At 52.5% G+C, this 18,612-nt stretch carries 19 protein-coding genes and 1 pseudogene; 17 read left to right on the forward strand and 3 right to left on the reverse strand.

Annotation, left to right across the window (positions count from 1 at the left end):
- Positions 1–35 precede the first annotated feature (35 nt).
- From AC54XV_RS09855 to AC54XV_RS09870, 4 genes are all read left to right on the forward strand, one after another.
- Complete coding sequence (locus AC54XV_RS09855) at positions 36–1,298, forward strand: M20/M25/M40 family metallo-hydrolase (protein WP_054092461.1); 1,263 nt, start codon at positions 36–38, stop codon at positions 1,296–1,298.
- Positions 1,299–1,435: 137 nt separating this feature from the next.
- Positions 1,436–1,879: a S24 family peptidase gene (locus AC54XV_RS09860; protein ID WP_496718479.1), complete on the forward strand. Its 444-nt coding sequence runs from the start codon at positions 1,436–1,438 to the stop codon at positions 1,877–1,879.
- A gap of 78 nt (positions 1,880–1,957) precedes the next feature.
- A complete protein-coding gene (locus AC54XV_RS09865) occupies positions 1,958–2,197 on the forward strand; it encodes a hypothetical protein (RefSeq protein ID WP_011267313.1) in 240 nt (79 codons plus the stop codon).
- 133 nt (positions 2,198–2,330) lie between these two features.
- Positions 2,331–3,458: an ATP-binding protein gene (locus AC54XV_RS09870; RefSeq protein WP_496718932.1), complete on the forward strand. Its 1,128-nt coding sequence runs from the start codon at positions 2,331–2,333 to the stop codon at positions 3,456–3,458.
- 93 nt (positions 3,459–3,551) lie between these two features.
- On the opposite strand, the gene AC54XV_RS09875 is transcribed toward AC54XV_RS09870, so the two are convergent.
- Both AC54XV_RS09875 and AC54XV_RS09880 read right to left on the reverse strand, forming a co-directional pair.
- On the reverse strand, positions 3,552–3,845 hold the full coding sequence (locus tag AC54XV_RS09875) for a hypothetical protein (RefSeq protein ID WP_173929320.1): 294 nt from the start codon (positions 3,843–3,845) through the stop codon (positions 3,552–3,554).
- Between the two features lie 79 nt (positions 3,846–3,924).
- Positions 3,925–4,740 (reverse strand): isocitrate lyase/PEP mutase family protein, encoded by an 816-nt coding sequence (locus tag AC54XV_RS09880; RefSeq protein ID WP_496718481.1) that lies wholly within the window; start codon positions 4,738–4,740, stop codon positions 3,925–3,927.
- 143 nt (positions 4,741–4,883) lie between these two features.
- Between AC54XV_RS09880 and AC54XV_RS09885 the strand changes: the two genes are divergently transcribed.
- From AC54XV_RS09885 to AC54XV_RS09935, 11 genes are all read left to right on the forward strand, one after another.
- The gene (locus AC54XV_RS09885) at positions 4,884–5,993 is read left to right on the forward strand and encodes an alpha/beta fold hydrolase (protein WP_011267317.1); all 1,110 of its coding nucleotides are present in this window, start codon (positions 4,884–4,886) and stop codon (positions 5,991–5,993) included.
- A 15-nt stretch (positions 5,994–6,008) separates the two neighbouring features.
- Positions 6,009–6,938: a ThiF family adenylyltransferase gene (locus AC54XV_RS09890; RefSeq protein ID WP_496718483.1), complete on the forward strand. Its 930-nt coding sequence runs from the start codon at positions 6,009–6,011 to the stop codon at positions 6,936–6,938.
- Between the two features lie 43 nt (positions 6,939–6,981).
- Positions 6,982–8,205: an MFS transporter gene (locus tag AC54XV_RS09895; protein WP_496718485.1), complete on the forward strand. Its 1,224-nt coding sequence runs from the start codon at positions 6,982–6,984 to the stop codon at positions 8,203–8,205.
- On the forward strand, positions 8,180–8,839 hold the full coding sequence (locus tag AC54XV_RS09900; RefSeq protein WP_496718487.1) for an N-acyl amino acid synthase FeeM domain-containing protein: 660 nt from the start codon (positions 8,180–8,182) through the stop codon (positions 8,837–8,839). Before AC54XV_RS09895 ends, AC54XV_RS09900 begins: the two co-directional genes overlap by 26 nt.
- A gap of 29 nt (positions 8,840–8,868) precedes the next feature.
- Positions 8,869–10,149: a diaminobutyrate--2-oxoglutarate transaminase gene (gene ectB, locus AC54XV_RS09905; protein WP_496718489.1), complete on the forward strand. Its 1,281-nt coding sequence runs from the start codon at positions 8,869–8,871 to the stop codon at positions 10,147–10,149.
- A complete protein-coding gene (locus AC54XV_RS09910) occupies positions 10,149–10,859 on the forward strand; it encodes an iron-containing redox enzyme family protein (protein WP_496718491.1) in 711 nt (236 codons plus the stop codon). Before ectB ends, AC54XV_RS09910 begins: the two co-directional genes overlap by 1 nt.
- A 7-nt stretch (positions 10,860–10,866) precedes the next feature.
- Positions 10,867–11,313 carry a cupin domain-containing protein gene (locus AC54XV_RS09915; RefSeq protein WP_024640593.1) on the forward strand — a complete coding sequence of 149 codons (447 nt, stop codon included), beginning with the start codon at positions 10,867–10,869 and terminating at the stop codon, positions 11,311–11,313.
- 283 nt (positions 11,314–11,596) lie between these two features.
- Positions 11,597–12,520: a LysR family transcriptional regulator gene (locus tag AC54XV_RS09920; RefSeq protein ID WP_225650718.1), complete on the forward strand. Its 924-nt coding sequence runs from the start codon at positions 11,597–11,599 to the stop codon at positions 12,518–12,520.
- A gap of 664 nt (positions 12,521–13,184) precedes the next feature.
- Positions 13,185–14,504 carry an AAA family ATPase gene (locus AC54XV_RS09925; RefSeq protein WP_158227020.1) on the forward strand — a complete coding sequence of 440 codons (1,320 nt, stop codon included), beginning with the start codon at positions 13,185–13,187 and terminating at the stop codon, positions 14,502–14,504.
- Complete coding sequence (locus AC54XV_RS09930; RefSeq protein WP_096127142.1) at positions 14,501–15,367, forward strand: DUF4435 domain-containing protein; 867 nt, start codon at positions 14,501–14,503, stop codon at positions 15,365–15,367. The genes AC54XV_RS09925 and AC54XV_RS09930 overlap by 4 nt, the downstream gene beginning before the upstream one ends.
- 98 nt (positions 15,368–15,465) lie before the next feature.
- Positions 15,466–16,272: a hypothetical protein gene (locus AC54XV_RS09935; protein ID WP_096127141.1), complete on the forward strand. Its 807-nt coding sequence runs from the start codon at positions 15,466–15,468 to the stop codon at positions 16,270–16,272.
- A 95-nt stretch (positions 16,273–16,367) separates the two neighbouring features.
- Here AC54XV_RS09935 and AC54XV_RS09940 read toward each other — a convergent pair.
- Positions 16,368–16,511: pseudogene (locus AC54XV_RS09940) on the reverse strand (pyocin activator PrtN family protein); the annotation flags it as partial.
- A gap of 84 nt (positions 16,512–16,595) precedes the next feature.
- On the opposite strand from AC54XV_RS09940, the gene tnpB reads away from it, so the two are divergent.
- Together tnpB and tnpC are read left to right on the forward strand one after the other, a co-directional pair.
- Complete coding sequence (gene tnpB, locus AC54XV_RS09945; protein ID WP_234561187.1) at positions 16,596–16,955, forward strand: IS66 family insertion sequence element accessory protein TnpB; 360 nt, start codon at positions 16,596–16,598, stop codon at positions 16,953–16,955.
- Positions 16,956–16,973: 18 nt separating this feature from the next.
- Positions 16,974–18,485 (forward strand): IS66 family transposase, encoded by a 1,512-nt coding sequence (tnpC, locus tag AC54XV_RS09950; RefSeq protein WP_496718934.1) that lies wholly within the window; start codon positions 16,974–16,976, stop codon positions 18,483–18,485.
- Positions 18,486–18,612 lie beyond the last annotated feature (127 nt).

Below are 18,612 nucleotides of genomic sequence, written 5' to 3' on the forward strand. Positions count from 1 at the left end.
TGCTGTTCAACTCGCGATCATCTGAAGGAACCAGCATGCATTCACGACGCTTCCCCATCACTGCCGCAATCGGACTTTACCTGGTGTCCATGGGCGTGTTTTCCATGGTTGCCGACGCCGCCGAGCTGTCACCCGATCAGTTGCTGAAAAAAGCCCAGGCCGAACAACCGGCCTACCTCGACACTGTCCGCCAGCTCGTTGATGTCGATACAGGCACCGGCCAGGCTCCCGGGCTGAAGACCGTCAGCGCAATGCTGGTCGAACGTCTCAAGGCGCTGGGTGCAGAAGTCTCCACCACGCCGGCAGAGCCTTCGGCGGGGGACAATATCGTCGGTACTTTCAAAGGCACCGGCACACGGTCTTTTCTGTTGATGGTTCACTACGACACGGTGTTCGGGCCGGGCACCGCCGCCAAGCGTCCGTTCAGACTCGACAGCGAGCGCGCCTATGGCCCAGGGGTGGCAGACGCCAAGGGCGGCGTGGCGATGATTCTGCATGCGCTGCAGCTGTTGCAGAATGAGCGGTTCAAGGCGTTCGGCACGCTCACTGTGCTCTTCAACCCGGACGAGGAGACCGGCTCCAGCGGCTCGAAAAAAGTCATCGCCGAACTCGCCCGCCAGCATGACTACGTGTTTTCGTTCGAGCCGCCTGACAAGGATGCCGTCACCGTCGCCACCAACGGCATCAATGGCCTGATTCTCGAGGTCAAAGGCAAGTCGTCACACGCAGGCTCTGCTCCCGAGGCCGGACGCAATGCGGCCATCGAGCTGGCGCACCAACTGCTGCAGCTCAAGGACCTCGGCGACCCGGGCAAAGGCACCACTGTCAACTGGACGCTGATCAAGGGCGGGGAGAAGCGCAACATCATTCCATCCAGCGCGTCGGCCGAGGCGGACATGCGCTATTCCGACCTCAGCGAGAGCGATCGCGTATTGGCTGACGGACAAAAGATCGTGAAGAAGACGCTGGTCGATGGCACCGAAGTGACCTTGCGAATGGAAAAAGGCCGGCCGCCGCTGGCCAGAAATCCTGGCTCCGACCAGTTGGCGAAAACCGCGCAGACGCTTTACCAGAAAACCGGTCGCACTCTGGAGCCGATTGCCATGCGTTTCGGTACCGACGCTGGCTATGCCTACGTGCCGGGCAGTGCAAAGCCTGCGGTGCTCGAAACCATGGGCGTGGTCGGTGCCGGCCTGCATGCCGACGATGAATACATCGAATTATCGAGCATCGCACCCAGGCTTTACTTGACCGTGGCGTTGATTACGCAGTTGTCGAAGGGTGATGCAACGCCCTGATGGCCTGTGAGGTGAGCGCTGAAAGGCGTGGTCTTCGGTCCGCGCCATCTGTCGAGGTATCTGGCATTGCGATTGACCTGACCGCCGATAAACGATTAACTGTATATGTATACAGTTAATCAGAAAAGGCTCGCCTCATGAGTGTTACCTTCCTTGGCCCGTTGTCGGCAGGGGGCATCAAACTCCCGTTCATATCGCTGTCGTCCGTTGGCTCCAGATCGCCAGTGGTCGAGAAGCATGTTTCCATCGCCGAGCTTTGTGAGGTCCGTGAGCCGCACGCCTACCTGGCCAGGATCGAAGATCAAGGTATGCAGGGGGGCCGCATGTGCAGCGGGGATATGCTGGTGGTCGACCGCAGCCAGTACGCCGAGCACGGTGACATCGTCGTTGCCTCGCTCAATGCACGGCAGATCTGCCGACGTTTGCACATGCGCGGCGATGTAGTGATTCTGGAATCGCAAAACCCGGATTACCCACCACTGCATGTCACCGACAACGATGACCTGATCATCCTGGGCGTGGTGACCTACAGCCTGAAAAACCTGCTGGAGGGCCGCGCTGCATCATCAGCTCATCGATGAACAGACGCATGTTCTTGCATTGCACGCCGCTGCATGATCTGCTGCCCACTCTTTGGCTTTTAGCGGAATACCGAGCGCATGCAAGAACGACTTGACCAGTTACGGCTCCCCAAGCCTCTACAGGGAGCAATCAGTGATCTGGTAAGGGCGCTCGACGCAACCAGCACTCGCGCCGACGTGGAAGCCGAAGCGGCGTTGCAGATCGAATACATTCACGGTCTGGAGACCAGCAGAAAGCTGCGCCCAGCCGATGCCGAAGCGCTTTACATCATTTTCGACGATGCAGTTCAGGCTCGTTTACAGGCACTTGCCGATTAAATTCGGTATTCCGTTATACCCTTGCCTGTGTGAACTTCACTCCATATTGTATCTGTCCGGCTGATCGGGACGGATACTTGGCTCACCCTACGAATCTGCAGTCTGCCGGGTTCATGTTCAGGTTTGAATGGCTATGCGGTTATCAGGCTTCATCCTCGACAACATCGAGCCTATCGTGCGCGAATGGACCGATTTCGCACGTACCCTGTCCACGCTCGGCGAGCCTCTGGATACCGCAGAGCTAAGGGACCATGCCGAGCGAATGCTGCGGGCCATCGCCACTGATCTGCAAACGGATCAGTCGTCGCAGCAGCAGGTCGACAAGTCGCAAGGGCACGGCGCGTCAGATGAACAGACCGCAGCGAAAAGCCACGCGATCACTCGGTTGATGTCGGGCTTCACCATCGATCAGGTGGTCTCGGAGTTTCGGGCATTACGGGCGAGCGTGATCAAACAGTGGATGTCGCGAGAGGCGCTGGACACTCAACAGCAGATCGAAGACATGATCCGTTTCAACGAGGCGATAGATCAGGCCCTGGCCGAGTCTATCTCCAGCTATACCAGCGCGATCCAGGCGTCACGCAACATCTTTCTGGGCATTCTCGGGCACGACTTGCGCACCCCGCTAAGCGCCATACTGCTGGGTGCCGACGTGTTGTTGCGCACCCATGATCTGGGCGCGCGGCCAACCAAGGTCGCATCGAGGATCTATTCCAGCGTGAAAAGGGCCAACCAGATCGTTGGCGACCTGCTCGACTTCACGCGCTCACAGATCGGTCCCGGCATCCCGCTGAAAAAGACCGAAGTAGACATGCAACCCATCTGCGCGCGGATCGTTGAAGAGTCGAGTACGGTCCACCCTGAGGCAGACATTCGTCTGACTTCAGACGAACCGGTCATTGGCCGCTTCGATGGCGATCGCCTGGAGCAGGTCTTCTCCAACCTCATCGGCAACGCCATACAGCACGGCAATAGCAGCGATCCCGTCGAAGTGACGCTGGCCGTCTCGAAGAACGAGCTCCACTTTACCGTCCACAACACCGGCAGCCCGATTCCCGAAGACGTGCTTCCGTTCATCTTCAACCCGATGGACCGTTACTCACCCGAAAAGATGACCGACAACGGACCTTATTCAAGCCTGGGGCTGGGCCTGTTCATCGTCGACAGGATAGTCGATGCGCACGGTGGGCGTATCGAGGTGACATCGAAAGCGGATCTGGGGACTACGTTTGCGGTGATTATCCCGTTGAGTGCGGGGTGAGGTCGCGTGGCGGCGATAGAGTTGCGAGGCAACTGAAGAGCATCCGGATCAGAGCTGCCTGTCCCTGATAACGCGCCCGTCATGGCCTGAAAGTCAGCGCAGGATAATCACACCCTGACGTGCCACACGGATGAGATGCCTGTAGGTGTCCGATCTGCTGCCGTCGGGGGGAAGACGAATGATCAACAGGTCATACGCATCATCGTCCCATAGACCCATGTCTGCACACCCGTCAAAAAGCCGCATGGCCGGGCTCAGTACTGTCTCCAGGCCTGTCGTTGAAACGGGTAAGTTTTCAACGCTTGCCATCTCAGTTGCCAACTGCTCTGCTTTACCAAACCTCAGCGTCCGCCAGGCCAGACGAAAGGAGCTACGGTTGATCGTCACGCCGTTCTCGAGACCAATAACGGGATTTCGGTTTCTATCGGATATCACATGTATGCTCCATGCAAACACTCGATCCTGGCTAACGCATCACTTCATCGAGCTGATTCAGACTCAGTCCCGATTGTAGAAAATCCAGTCCCTCTGGTTCTTCCAATCCAAGTAAAACAGTGGAGATCTGCCGGTAGGCGTTACGAAACAGCGAGCTGCCCAGGCTGACCCGGCGAACGCCTACTGCCCTGAGTCTGTCAATCGTCATACCGAAAACAGGCAGGACGTTGAGAGGTTTGCTGATCGCTCTCTGAATCGCCTCAAGGTCCTCGATCGACTTCACGCCGGGTGCGAACAGACAATCGGCTCCAGCTTCTTCAAACGCGACCAGCCGTTTAATAACCTCGTTCAACGAATACGCGTGCGCTCCAAGCAGATAGTCGGTCCTGGCGGTGACGATGAAATCGGCATCGAGCGCGTGGGCGGCCTCACTGGCAGCGCGCACCCGATCGCACGCTTCTTCGATGGAGAAATACAGCGGGGTGTCCGGGTCATGATAGTCGGATATATCCTCAATGGACGCACCGGCGCAGCCGACGGTCAGGGCTCTTCTGAAGTGCTCCTCGACCTTGCCCAGTGTTTTCGCCAGACCGTTCTCCAGGTCTGCCGTCACGGGTATGTCCACTGCCCGAACGATGCGCTCAATCGCCGCAAAGCGATCTTCATTGTCCATCGAGGGAGATGAATCGCGGTAGCCCTGTGCATAGGCAATCCCCGCGCTGGTGGTGCCGAGGCTGGCGTAGCCCAACTGCTGAATGAGGCGCGCGCTTCCCTCACACCAAGCATTGGGCATGACGAATAACTCATCGCGTTCATGTAACTTTCTGAATGCCTGGCTGGTGTTCATAGCGCCTCCCTGAATGGCCAAGCATAGTCCTCTTCGCAGCACGCATGATTAAAAAAAAGTGAAGGGGCTTAAAAAAGTTTGAACAGACAACAAGCAGCCCCTGTGGAATGCTTTTATCCACTTTATCGCAAGGACGTCGACTGATGAAAAGGATTGCTTCTGCTGCGTTGTTTATTGCGTCCTGTACCACCGCTTTAATGGTGAGCGCGGCGCCACTGCCTGCCAGTTCAGCCGCAAATATAGACGGTGTGGAAATTCATACCGTCACGCTAAAAACTGACGCGATGAAAATGGCCCTCTGGCGTGATTCGCCGAAAGGGACCCACACTCAAACAATGAAAGAGTCACAAGTTGTTCTGTTTATTCATGGCGCAACCATTTCAGGTAATCTCTCGGCCGGGTACGCCATTGACGGTTATTCCTGGGCCCAAGACGTCGCCAATTCAGGACGCGAGGCCTGGGTGGTGGACCTGCCGGGGTATGGTCGTTCTGATGATTATTCGGAAATGCGCGAGGCCAGTCCACACGCCAACGGTGAATCGGTGGGCAATGCCAAAAGCCTGGTGCCCGTGATTGATGCCGCCGTCGACTATGTATTGAAGTTTACCGGTGCTAAAAAGCTGACGATTATCGCCACGTCCAGGGGCGCGATACCGGTGGGGTATTACCTGAGCGCGCACGGCGAAAAAGTAGACAAGGTCGTGTTCAACTCGCCCATCGTCCGGCGTGATACCACAAGCCCGGAGATTGTCCGAGGCTTGTTCGGCAGTGCCGAAAGACCCGACAAGAGCTTTTATGAGATTCCGGTCGACAAGCGATTGTCCATGATAGAAGAAGACCGTCCGGCGGGCACCGAGACGCAGCTTGAACAAGGGTTTATAAAAAACTGGCCCGGTGATGCAGCGCTGGAAAGAGCGCATCAAAAGAACATGATTAAAGTACCCGGCGGCTTTGCCCAGGATATCTACGATGCCTGGCATGGCGTGTATTGGGACCCTGCCACAATCACGGTGCCTGTGTTAATCACACGCGGTGATTATGATCATGTGCTGACCACCGCGGCGGATATCGACTGGCTGTACACACACCTGAGCAATGCTTCCAGTAAACGGTACGTGCTGATCGATAAAGGCACCCACGCCATGTTATTTGAAAAAAAGCGTTTCGAACTCTATCGCGAAGTACGGGTTTTTCTGGAAGGCTCATATAACCGATTGTCACTGGCCTGTAGTTTTTGCGGTGGCCGCAACTAAAGCAAGGAGCAGATCATGTTGAAGAAAGCACGCATTGTTAAATTTCCAGGCGTTTTCGACGAGCAGGTATACAACGAGCGGGTTTCACGCAGCGGTTGTTTTCTCGGCAACTCGAAACTGGAGCAGATGGCCAATCAGGGTAAGCTTTCCAATGCTGTTGTCGGCGTCGCAGGCGCAGGGGGTATTGGCGGTGCCGTGGCCCTCGGGCTGGCACGGTTGGGTGTAAGGCATATCAAAATTGCCGATCCCGATTCTTTCGAAATCAGCAATATCAACCGACAGTTTGGTGCTTCAGTGGAAACCGTCGGTCGTAACAAGGCGTTGGTGGTTGCCGAGCTGGTTCACCGTTTGGCGGGGGACGTGAGCGTTGATGTGTTTCCGGAGGGTATACAGAAGCACACCGCTGAAGCGTTTGTGGAGGACTGTGATCTGGTGTTGGATCAAATGGACTTCTACAGCATTGGCGAGCGCTATGCACTGCACAGGGCGTACCGTAACTCAGCCAGGTGCAAAGGCTTGCTGGCATCCTCGGTGGTCGGTTGGGGCGCCAACATCTACAAGTTCGACAAGGCAGGCCTGACGCTGGAGGATTTTTACGATATTCCGGAAGAGGCGCAGATGACACCTGAACTGGTCGAAAGGCTGGTCATGCTCCAGGCCTCTTATCAGCCTCGTTTTCCGAGCATTCCCGATATTTTCAGCTGGATGAAAGACACAGGAAACGTGCCTATTCTTTCCGTGGCACCGACGGCCTCGCATTACCTGATTCTCTGTCGCTCAGCGCTGATGCTTTGCGACCTGGAGGGCGCACCGTACAGCACCGAACTTCCCCCCATGCCCAAGTATTACTGGTTCGACGGCTCTACGTTCGACAACGGTATTTATGAGTTCGACGGCACGTGGGCAAACCCCGAGGAGCATCGCAAGCACTTCAATGTCAATTGAACCAGCTGGCCCCGATCGGGGCCAGCCCTTTGAGGAAGGCGCCGTGAACGAAGTGCTCGATACTCAGGAACGGCACAATATTTCCAGGTTCCTCCTGGCCTCCAGTCTGTGGTTCATTTGTGTGGGAATACAAAGCGTATTTCTGCCCTGGGTACTGATCAGCGTCGTTCATGCATCGGCCTTTCAATTTGGCATCGCCCAGATGTGCCTGATGTTGCCGGTGCTGCTGCTGGTGATCTATGGCGGTTATGTTGCCGATCGCAAGCCGGTGCGCAAGTTATTGGTCTGCGTGTACCTGGGTGGCGCGCTGACGGCATTGGTCTTCGCCGTCTGGAGCTACCAGTCCGCAATAACCTACGCCAACGTGCTGGTGTATGCGTTGGCCTTTGGCGTGCTGTCGGCCTTTTGTGCGCCTGCCAGAGAACTTTACTTGAATGTACTGGGCAAGAAACAGTTGCAAAAGATCGTCACTATAAACATCGGGATTGAGTTCGGGATTCAGACGGTGGGTTTCGCCATTGGAGGTTTTGCACCGCAGGTGGGCGTCGGTCTGATGTTCTTGTTGTTGTCGCTTCTGTTCGGGATGTCGTCCCTGGCCGCCTCTTATATTTCGGTGACCACGCCCAGCAAGCCTCATTCCGGCCTGATCGCTGAAACCAGTACCGCGCTGCGGTTTTCCATTCAGCACCCGGTCATCTTCCCGGTACTGTTATTGAACGGCCTGATCGGTGTGTTCTTTCTGGGCTCGTTTTTCGTCATGCTGCCCCTACATATTTCCCGGTTGCCGGGGTACGACGCCTCGTTGTTGGCGCTGTTCAATATCGTGTTTATGGTCGGGTTGATCGCTTCCGTCATTGTCTTGACCGTCAAGGGCGGGATAGAAAATAAATTACGGGCACTGATCAGTTCCTGCCTGCTCGCGTCGTTACTGCTGGCGGTTATCCCGTCCGTGCTCACAGAGTGGATTCTGTTTTTAGGGGTATTGAGTTGGGGGGTTCTGGGCGGTATTGCCCTCAGCATGGGGCAGACGCTGATTCAGGAAAATGCCCCTTCAGGCAATAAAGCTCAGGTGTTAGCGTTACTGATGTTGTTTTTCATGGGGGGCAGTCCGATAGGTTCTTTCCTGCTGGGAACACTTCTCGAGTTCGTTGAAGCGCCCGTCGTAGGTGTCATCAGTGCAGTCGCAATGATTGTTTCAATAATGGCAGTTTCCTATACCTACACGCTATGGAATGCACAACATGAACGGATCGACACTGTCCTTTGACGAAGTCACGTCGAAGGATTTCAAAGGTAACGTGTTACTTGCAAACTCCGATATCGAACTCGCCCTGGTCAAGGCTGTTTGGCAGGAAGTGTACAGCGAGGAGTTAGGTTGGCTGGACGGGGATGACACCGATCCTCGCAATGATCGCTACCATGCCAACTCGGTCTACCTGCTCGCCACTGACGACGAGGGAGCCGCCGTGGGGGTCATGCGCATGATTATCGACGGGGACCAAGGTCTGCCCATCGACAACTTTGCCGATATTTCCGGGATACGGGCAACCGCGCAAGGCGCGCTGATCGAATGTGCGCGACTCATGGTTCCGGCCAGGCACCGCGATCAGATATTTTCGGCTTACCCCTACGGTATTTTTGCTGCCTTGGTAAAAGCGGCTTTGCAGTATTGCCTGAAAGAAAAAAACTACGACGTCCTTGCCAATTGTTTTATCGATACACCGCACACACCGATAAAAGCACTGGCCCACATGGGGTTCCGTGACTTGAACATTCGCTTTCGAGACGAGTTGCATGAAACGTCAGAGTGTACGGTTCTGCATTTGGACATCAAGGACATGCTGTCGATATTTTACGGGCCCGAGAAAAGCCTGGGCCATTACATCATGGCGCGAGCGTAGTTTAATTTTTCTGGGCAAGGGAAGCAGGCATGAACCCGCCAATGGCTATCTACGAGCGTGAATCGAATGTGCGTTCTTATTGTCGCGACTGTGACGTTGTGTTTGCGACGGCGCAAGGGGCAGTGATCGAAGACGTCGAGGGGCGGCAGTTCATCGATTTTTTTGCGGGGGCCGGATCACTGAACTATGGCCACAATAACCCGCGTTTGAAAAAAGAGCTGTTGGACTATATTCAGCAGGACGGCATCACGACCACCCTGGACTTTCACAGCGCTGCGAAGTCTCGGTTTATCGAACAGTTCGAGCGGATTATCCTCACGCCGCGGGGAATGAACTACAAACTGCAGTTCACCGGGCCCACGGGGACCAATGCAATCGAGGCCGCCTTGAAGCTGGCCCGCAAGATCACCGGACGCACTTGCATCGCTGCGTTTACCCATGCATTTCACGGCGTCACGCTGGGCTCGCTGGCGCTGACCGCCAACGCCGATAAAAGAGCCGTCTCTGGCGTAGAGCTGTCAAACGTCGTTCGGCTACCTTATGACGGATTTCTGGGGCGTGACATTGACAGCGCGCATATTATTGAAACGATGTTCTCCTCAGCAGGCGCAGGTTTCGAGCCGCCGGCGGCCATTATTCTGGAAGTTGTGCAGGGCGAGGGCGGTTTGAATTGCGCGCGGCCGCAATGGTTACAGAGAATTCAACAGCTTTGCCGGGCCTCAGGTGCGCTACTGATCATTGACGATATTCAAGCCGGTTGCGGTCGTACGGGCATGTTTTTCAGCTTCGAATCTGCCGATATATCCCCCGACATCATTTGCCTTTCAAAGTCCATCAGCGGTTATGGTCTGCCGATGTCACTGGTGCTGATAAAACCGGAGCACGATCAGTGGGCGCCCGGTGAACACAATGGCACCTTCCGTGGAAACAACACTGCATTCGTGACGGCTGCGGCGGCACTGAGCTATTGGCAAGACAACGCGTTCGAGCGCTCGATAGCGCAACGTTCCGCCGTCCTGCGCCTTGCACTGGAAAAAATAATCGCTCATTCACCCCCCGAGGCTGTCCGCATTGTCGGGAGAGGGCTGTTCATGGGATTGAGATTTGGCAACTCACGGCGCGCGAGCAGACTGTCTGCAGAATGCCTGTCACAAGGTCTGCTTGTGGAAACCTGTGGCCCCTTGAATGAAGTGCTCAAGCTGATGCCTCCGCTGACCATCGATCTGCCTGTACTAGAGCGCGGACTGGACATCTTGAAACGTGCCTACCTTTCTACCTTACACAACGAGTCATCGCGAGGGATTGCCTGATGCATTTAATGGTTGGAGATACCCGTACATTGTCTGCCTGTGCGTTGGGCGATGAGTTCATCCTGCAAGAGCTTGCACAATTAAGAGACGAACTGATCCAGCAGGTTTTCGATCATCCTTTTCTGGTTCAGTGCCGTGCGGCAAGCATGCCGATAGACCGGCTGAAGAACTTTCTCGTGCAACAAGGAAAATACAGCCGTTATTTCACGCGGTACATCTGCCAGTTAATGAGTCATCTTGAGGGTGATGAAGATATTCTGGCAGTGTTCGAAAATCTTTTCGAAGAACTGGGTTTTGGTGAAGTCGCCGAACCCACTCATTCGGCTATCTACCGTGAGATGTTGTGCTCCTTCGACCTGAACCTGGAGGCGCACGCCACGCTTCCTTCCACGCAGCACCTCATCGATACAATGATGAACTTTTGCAAACAGCCCAATGGTATTTATGGACTCTCGGCGTTGTGCCTGGGGGCCGAGGCCATTGTTCCTCATCTGTACAGTGACATTGTCACTGGCTTCTCTGGTCAGGGCGTTGCTGCAGAGAGGCTCAGGTTTTTCACGTTGCATATCGAATGTGACGATGGTCACGCGGACACCCTGTTGGCGATTCTGTCGCGTCTGGTGATGGAAAAACCGACTCGTTTTGAAATAGTCCGGCACGCCGCCGTCATGATGATCAAGGCGCGACTTGAGTTTCTCGATAAACTTTGAGGTGAGCATGAATAACCACACTTTTTCTTCCGGTGATTTCGTGCATGTTCCCGCCAGTCTGGCCGCTGGCGAGGACGTGGGCACGCTGTTACATGAAGGGGTCAGAACAACCACGCTGGACGCGTTCAGCAAAACAAGAAAGCACGAAGTTCATGTTGTCGACCTGCCGTCCAGGTCGATAAGCATGACGTTCGGTGCGCTACAGCCGCTGCAAGGGTCGGGCCTGCATCGGCATAACTATGAAACCATCATCTATATCATTTCAGGCACCGGTTTTTCGATGGTAGGAGAGACGCTCGTTGCCTGGACAGCTGGAGACGCCGTTTATATTCCCGTCTGGCGTTGGCACAAACACGTCAATACATCAGAGGACGCAGAGGTCACGTACATCGCCTGTGAAAATACGCCTCTGCTGCAGGCGCTTGGCGTCGCGTTGCGGGAGGAAGCTTCCTGAAAGAAGCTCGGTATCCGTACCGCGGAGGGGAGTCTGGACGTACCGAAGTTTTCATCTGTAAATGAACGGTCAGAAAGATGATCGGGGTGCAGAAAATCGATTCAGCCCGCCGTTTTTTAACCCTATGTCCTCTGATGCTCAGGAATACTTTGCGAATACCCGCCAAATGGCCTAACTATAGAGGGAAGGAAAGCCGGGGTGCAGTGGAAAAACCCCGGAGCGGGAAAACACCCGGTTAGCAAAGTCGACCATCCGCTTTGCACCGGGTAAACAGGGAAAACGGATGTCTCGAATCTTTGATGTTGATACGCACCTTTGGCGCACGTTCAAATCGGTGAGCGAAACTCGAAGTATCACGCGGTCTGCGGTTGCGCTGTGCAGAACTCCACCAGCCATCAGCATGCAGATAAAAAAGCTGGAAGCACTTCTGGAACTGAAGTTGTTCGTCAGAGGCGACGACGGTTTTCGGCTGACGGTCATTGGCGAAGAAGTATTGGCGGCCGCTGAAAAGATTCTCGCCATGCATGACAATTTGTTCCGCTTGAAGAACAAGAACCCTGATAGCGAATTGCGTCTGGGCATGCCGGATGATTACGCACTCTTTTTCCTTCACGGGATTGTAAAAGCCCTGGCTCGATCAAACCCCGATCTCAAGATAAAGCTGGTCTGCAAGACGTCGTCGTTCTTGATAGACGACGTCGACCAGGGTCTACTGGACATGGCCGTTGTCGCAGTGCCGGAATCTCGGGTCATGGAGCATTCTGAATACATCAGGCGTGAAGAACTGCACTGGATCGGCGATGCCAGGCTGGTCAGGGCAGGGCATCCGATACCGTTGGTGCATTTTCCCGATGGTTGTATATGCCGAGAGGTGTCTGTCCAATCCTTGCAGTTTGCCGGGATGGCGTCCGAGATACGATTCACCTCAGAGTCCAATTTTGCCGTTTTCAATGCCATCAGTGCCGGTGTAGGTATCGGCGTGGGCGAGTTATCACTCATTCCGGGCGATACGCCTATTATCACAAGCTCGCTGCTTCCCGCATTGCCCGCGATACGGATGTCTGTACTCTCTAACGACGATCGCATTTCCAGAGCTGTCCTTTCCAGAATAAGCACCAGCGTTGTGAGGAGCATCAATGCTGTATGCGAGCAGAATATCCTCGGAAAAAAACGCCCGGAAAATGCCTTTGCCGTTGGCGCTTTTTGACACGTTCAGCTCCCGTGCCTGAAATCCGGCTGCGAATCAGCACGTCATCAGGGCTATCGCTTTCCTGATAAACTATCGGCCTTTCCCGATTGATCGCGTCTCTGCGTGCGGGCCACTGTGTGGTCCCACGTATCGCTCGATTCAATTGAGCCATTTTCTCGCTGACCGCCTCTCAATGATGCATGTTGTTGAGGCCAGCCAAGGGATGGCGATAACTCGCCGCGTAAAAGACCAATCCACATGAACATCGAAAACAACGAAGCCTCAGCAAACATTGGCGATCCGCTTGCAACAGTGTCCCGCCGCTTCTCCGTCGCCCCGATGATGGATTGGATAGACTGAGCACGGGAGCCCCGTTTCTACGGAGTTGGGAAAGCGCAAGAGAATGAAATGTAGCAAATTTTTAGCAGCGGCTCCGCTTGTAGATCGCTCAATCCCTAATGGGCCATCTCATAGGATGGCACGCTTGCGTTTGATTTGAGCTTTCGAGCTTGCGCCGGAGGTTGAATCGTCATGCATAGACTGTGCCGTATAACTGTGACTGCTAAGTCGCAAAAGCACCCAGCTTAGAGCGCCTGGAAATTAATGATTTAAAGGGCTGGCGCCTATGTGTGATGCTAATATACCATCACACATAGTATTGTATTTTAGGGAGGGATCTCGAGTGCACATCGTCAAGTCATTCACAATTGAAAAGCTCTGGGGCTCTGCCCCTGCAATCCAAATAGATCTAGATGATCAATTTAACTTTCTCATCGGCCAAAACGGCTCCGGGAAAACTACAGTAATTAACCTTCTCGCTGCTGTGCTTACCGCTGACTTCGAACGTTTAGATCGCATTGATTTTCAGCGAGTTGTCGTAGTGTTCAAAGAGTTGTCAGGCCGTAAAAAAAACCCTTCTATTGAAGTGACTAAAACTAGAAAAGAAGGCCTTCCGTACTTTGATATAAACTATATTTTTCGTGACTCTGTACGGGGTAAGCCTCAGCTATTTGATTTGGATGCTTTAGAGCAAGAGCGTTTCTATCGAGGCTCGCCTTCAAGATTGTACCGCGATCGTATGCTAAAAGAAAAGTTTGCTGATCTTAAAGAAAGTCTGCAGTCTCTTGTGCAAATATCATGGTTGTCCGTGCATCGGAATATAGAGGACGTTAGAGGTGCTGAGGAACGTAAATTTGTTCCGGCTATCGATCAGAAACTCAAAGATTTGAATAACAGCCTAGTGCGCTACTTCTCAAGCTTGGCTAAGGAGTACGACAATCAGACCATCGAATTTCAAAGGAAAATATTTTTGTCGGTGTTGACTCCAGAAAAAGAAGAGTCGATCTTTAGTTTTGCTAAAGATGTAGATTTGGAGGATGAAAAAAATACTCTCGCTGAAATATTTCAAGTTCTAGGCGTTGATCCTAAACATTATAATCATAAGTTTAAAAATCATTTCGATAAACTTAATAGTGCGATTGAAAATACTCGAGCTAATGACAAAACTGTTCGGGCTGAAGACTATACTACGTTGTACGGTGCATGGAAGGTTCATGCTCTAGTGGCAGAGTACGAAAAGTTGCAGTTGGAAAGAATGAGGATATTTAAGCTTAGGGATTCGTTCCTGAGAATTCTTAACAACCTGTTTGAAGGCAAGAAAACAATATCTATTTCTGAAAAAAATGAGATAACTTTTTTGCAGGAGTACCGATATTCTGTATCTGAGGAGTTTAAAAGAAGAGTTATTCTTCCTGAGGAGCTCTCTTCTGGTGAAAAACAGTTGCTCATTATACTTGGTGAAGCGCTTCTTCAGCAGTCGGCTCCTTATGTATATATAGCAGATGAGCCTGAGCTTTCTTTACATGTTTCTTGGCAAGAGCAGCTAACCGGTGCTATATCTCAGCTCAACCGTAATGCTCAAATTATTTTTGCTACGCATTCTCCAGATATCGTTGGAGTGCACTCAGAGAGCATCATTGACATGGAACGTCTTTTATCATGAGCTTTACAAGGACTCGAAGCGGATTGAAGAACTTCAGACGTTTCTTCAATGCTGACTTGACCGTCTACGTAGAAGGGCGGGTTGAAACAAATGTTGCGCTTGAGGATCTGAGCAGGCCTGATAGCAAGTTTTATTCTTCTTTATGCTCATTGTACCTTGATGGTATGACGATCAAAATCAAACTCACCGGAAGTAAAAAGAATGCCTTGGATTATCATTCCAAGATTATCGAGCAAGAGATACCAAATTCCCTAGTGATAGTTGATAGGGACTATGATGGTCTTTTATACCACAGGTTTGCAGTTCCACGTTTGATCCTGACGCGAGGGTATAGTTGGGAGAACGATTTTTGGACTTATAACCTAATAGTGGAGACTTTAGAAACTGCAACTGCTACTACAAACGTAGCTGGTGTAGCACAGATCATGCGAAGACTAAGTAGAGGTCTTGCAAGAATCAGTTGTGTCAATGCTGCAGCACACTGCAATGGGAAGTCTTTTTTTGACTCTAAAGGGAACTCGAAAGGCATACGCATTGATCCCTATTCCAAATTTCCGGTATCAAGGTCTGAGTTTTCAAGATTAGTGGAAAAGTTTATGGCCCATGAGTTTTGTGAGTCGATGGCGAATGTTTATAAGTCTGCCAAAATGCTGCCTGCAATGAATGTCACTCAAGGCCATCTGTGGGAGTACGCGGCTCTTTTGGTGATTTCAAAGCTATATAACTCTATAACATCTACTGCACTAAAAAATAATCAGATTTTAATGAATATTGCATTAACCGCTTTTGCGCGTAATCCGCGTGATTTTCTGGATGAAGCTACGATTAGCTACTATCGTGATGAGTTTCGTCGCGCCGTCTAGTAGTTTGAAGTAATCTGATAAGGGTTGTTGTTGCGGATTCTGCGCTTTCGACTAATCTACGTACTCCTTATCCCATCCATATCTTAAGGTATTTACTAATGGTCATAAGTAATTTGAAAAAATATTCTACAGATTTGGATGAGCTTTTAGCTAAGTCTGGGATGGTGAATATATCTTTAAACTATGAGGCTTTTGGGCATGCAAAATTCCACAAAGCCTATGCAGATAAATTTTCTGCGGAAAAAGCAGATGATTTGATCAAAGAGATCAAACCATTTCGCGAGGTTTATCAGCACTGGTACTCTGAGGCGTTGCCATTAGTTAGACAATTATTACCTGATCGATTCAGTGATTTTGTTAGGCTATACGAAAAGCCTAAGTCGCGTAAGCAAATCGATTTTGAAAGTTATCGTTTGGAGGATGCTTGTCAAGGTCTTCGCACATCTCAAGGTGGGACCGTCAAGGCGGATGCGTCATCGGCGATCCCTCTTCTAGCTCAGCAGATAGCAATCGTTGAAGCAATAAAACGTAGGTTTGTCAGCTCTTTATTTGACATTAAACAGCTGGTGCAGGCAGATTTATTCGATTCTGAGCTGGCCGGTGCTAAGGAGCTTCTGAAGAATAAATTCTCCCGTGCGGCTGGGGCGATAGCAGGAGTAGTACTTGAAGGGCATTTAAAAGTAGTTTGCGATAACCACCAGTTGCCCAAGAAATCAGGAACTATATCTGTACTTAATGACGCGCTCAAAGCTGCAGGTGTCATTGAGTTGGTGCAGTATCGGCATATACAGTTTTTGGGAGATGTCAGAAACAAATGTAGTCATAAAAATCTAGATGAGCCAAGTTTTGGTGATGTTGAAGATCTAATCCAAGGTGTTGACAAAGTCATCAAGACAATTTTTTAATGATTGTGTATTGCCGTTTCCACTGTTTACTGGAAAGCTGAAGAATTGCTCTTTAGAGGGTTGAGTGCCTGCCATAAAATCGGCGGGCACTCATTTTAAGCCGCTCTTCCCATCAACTGGTCTTGTTCTCTAGTTGCTTTATCGCGTTGACGATCAATGTAATCCGCTAGTTCTTTAAGATGCACGCCAAGTGCGGCTTTTTGGCTATTCGCTCCAAGACGCACAACGGGAATATCGATTGTAAGCGCTCCATGAACCCCACATTCCAAGTGCTTACATGATGCTCGATGCTGTGCTCCCGATTTCTCAGGAGCCCGTTCGCCATGATGCGACCCGATGCAAAAGTCGAAAAAGTCTATCTCTACCCCAAGCCCGTCGACTTCCGAAAATCCATCGACGGCCTCGCTGCCCTGGTCGAGTTGGACATCAAGGTCGCCGTCTTCGACCCCGTGCTTTTTGTTTTCCTCAACAAGCCGCGCAACCGCGTGAAGATCCTGTACTGGGAGCGCAACGGCTTCTGCCTTTGGCTCAAGCGCCTGGAGTCTGAGCGTTTCAAAACATCGCCCGATGTGACCGACGAAGCGATTGTCCTGACTGTCCAGGAACTCAACTGGTTGCTCGACGGTTTTGACCTCTGGCGTAACCGTCCCCATCAAGTTTTGACGCCGCGATTCGTGGCTTGATTCGGTATAATCCAGGGCATAAATTCCGTGCCCGAAAACCTTCCCGACGATCTTCAACTTCTCAAGCAAATGCTTGCGAAGGTGCAGTCGCGGGTCGGTTTTCTTGAAGAGGAAAACGCGCTGCTGCGTCAGCGCTTGTTCGGACGCAAGTCCGAGCAGACGGCTGATCCTGCCACGCCTCAGCTAGCCCTTTTCAATGAAGCAGAAAGCATCGCCGACGTTGCCGACGAATACACGGAAGAAGAGGTCGTCGCACCCGCCAAGCGCCGTGGCAAACGCAAGCCGCTACCTGCTGATCTGCCGCGTATCGAGGTCATCCACGAACTGCCAGAGCACGAACTGACCTGTGTCTGCGGTTGCCGCAAGCATGTTATCAGCGAAGAAACCAGCGAGCAGCTTGAAATCGTGCCGATGCAGATCCGCGTGATCAAACACATCCGCAAAGTCTACGGTTGCCGCGACTGTGAGACCGCACCGGTCACTGCGGACAAACCCGCTCAGCTGACTGAAAAAAGCATGGCCAGTCCGAGCGTTCTGGCGATGCTGCTGACCACCAAATATGTAGACGGTTTGCCGCTTCACCGCTTTGAAAAAGTACTGAGCCGCCACGGTATCGATATCCCTCACCAGACCTTGGCACGCTGGGTTATCCAGTGCGGCGAGCACTTCCAGCCGCTGCTGAATTTAATGCGCGACAGCCTGCTATCCAGTCGCGTCATCCACTGCGATGAAACGCGGGTGCAGGTGCTAAAAGAACCTGACCGCCAGCCAAGTAGCCAGTCGTGGATGTGGGTGCAAACCGGCGGCCCGCCGGACAGACCAGTAATCCTTTTTGACTACTCCACCAGCCGAGTGCAGGAAGTGCCTACACGCCTGCTCGATGGCTATCGTGGCTACGTCATGACCGATGATTATGCCGGTTACAATGCACTGGGCGCCCAAGCTGGAGTTGAGCGTTTAGGGTGCTGGGCCCATGCGCGTCGCAAGTTCGTTGAAGCACAGAAAGTGCAGCCCAAAGGTAAAACGGGGCGCGCGGATATCGCGCTGAATCTGATCAACAAGCTTTACGGCATCGAACGCGACCTAAAGGCTTGCGGCGACGCTGAACGTAAGATCGGTCGTCACGAACAAAGCCTGCCAATACTGGCTCAGTTGAAAAGTTGGATCGAAAAGACGCTGCCACAGGTCACGGCTCAGAACGCCTTGGGCAAAGCCATCAGTTACCTCGCCAGTAACTGGAGCAAGCCGGAGCGATACGTCGAGGAAGGCTACCTGCCAATAGACAACAATGCCGCTGAACGCGCGATCCGCCCCTTCGTGATCGGGAGAAAAAACTGGCTGTTTAGCGACACGCCCAAGGGCGCGAAGGCCAGTGCACAACTTTACAGCCTGGTCGAAACTGCCAAAGCCAACGGCCAAGAGCCCTATGCGTGGCTGCGCCACGCACTGGAAGGCCTGCCAACGGCGACATCGGTTGAAGATTACGAAGCCTTGCTGCCGTGGAACTGCTTCCCCGTATCGCCTAGCTGAGCGCGCCAGCCATATTAAGACCGGTGGGGTTTATGGAGCGCTTACGATAAATTTGAGTGGTACAAGGTTGAAAGAGCAGTGGGCAATAGTCGGAATCAAGGTCCCGACCTCCTACTGCCTATGGGAT

Source organism: Pseudomonas fragariae (ex Marin et al. 2024), from assembly GCF_059621105.1.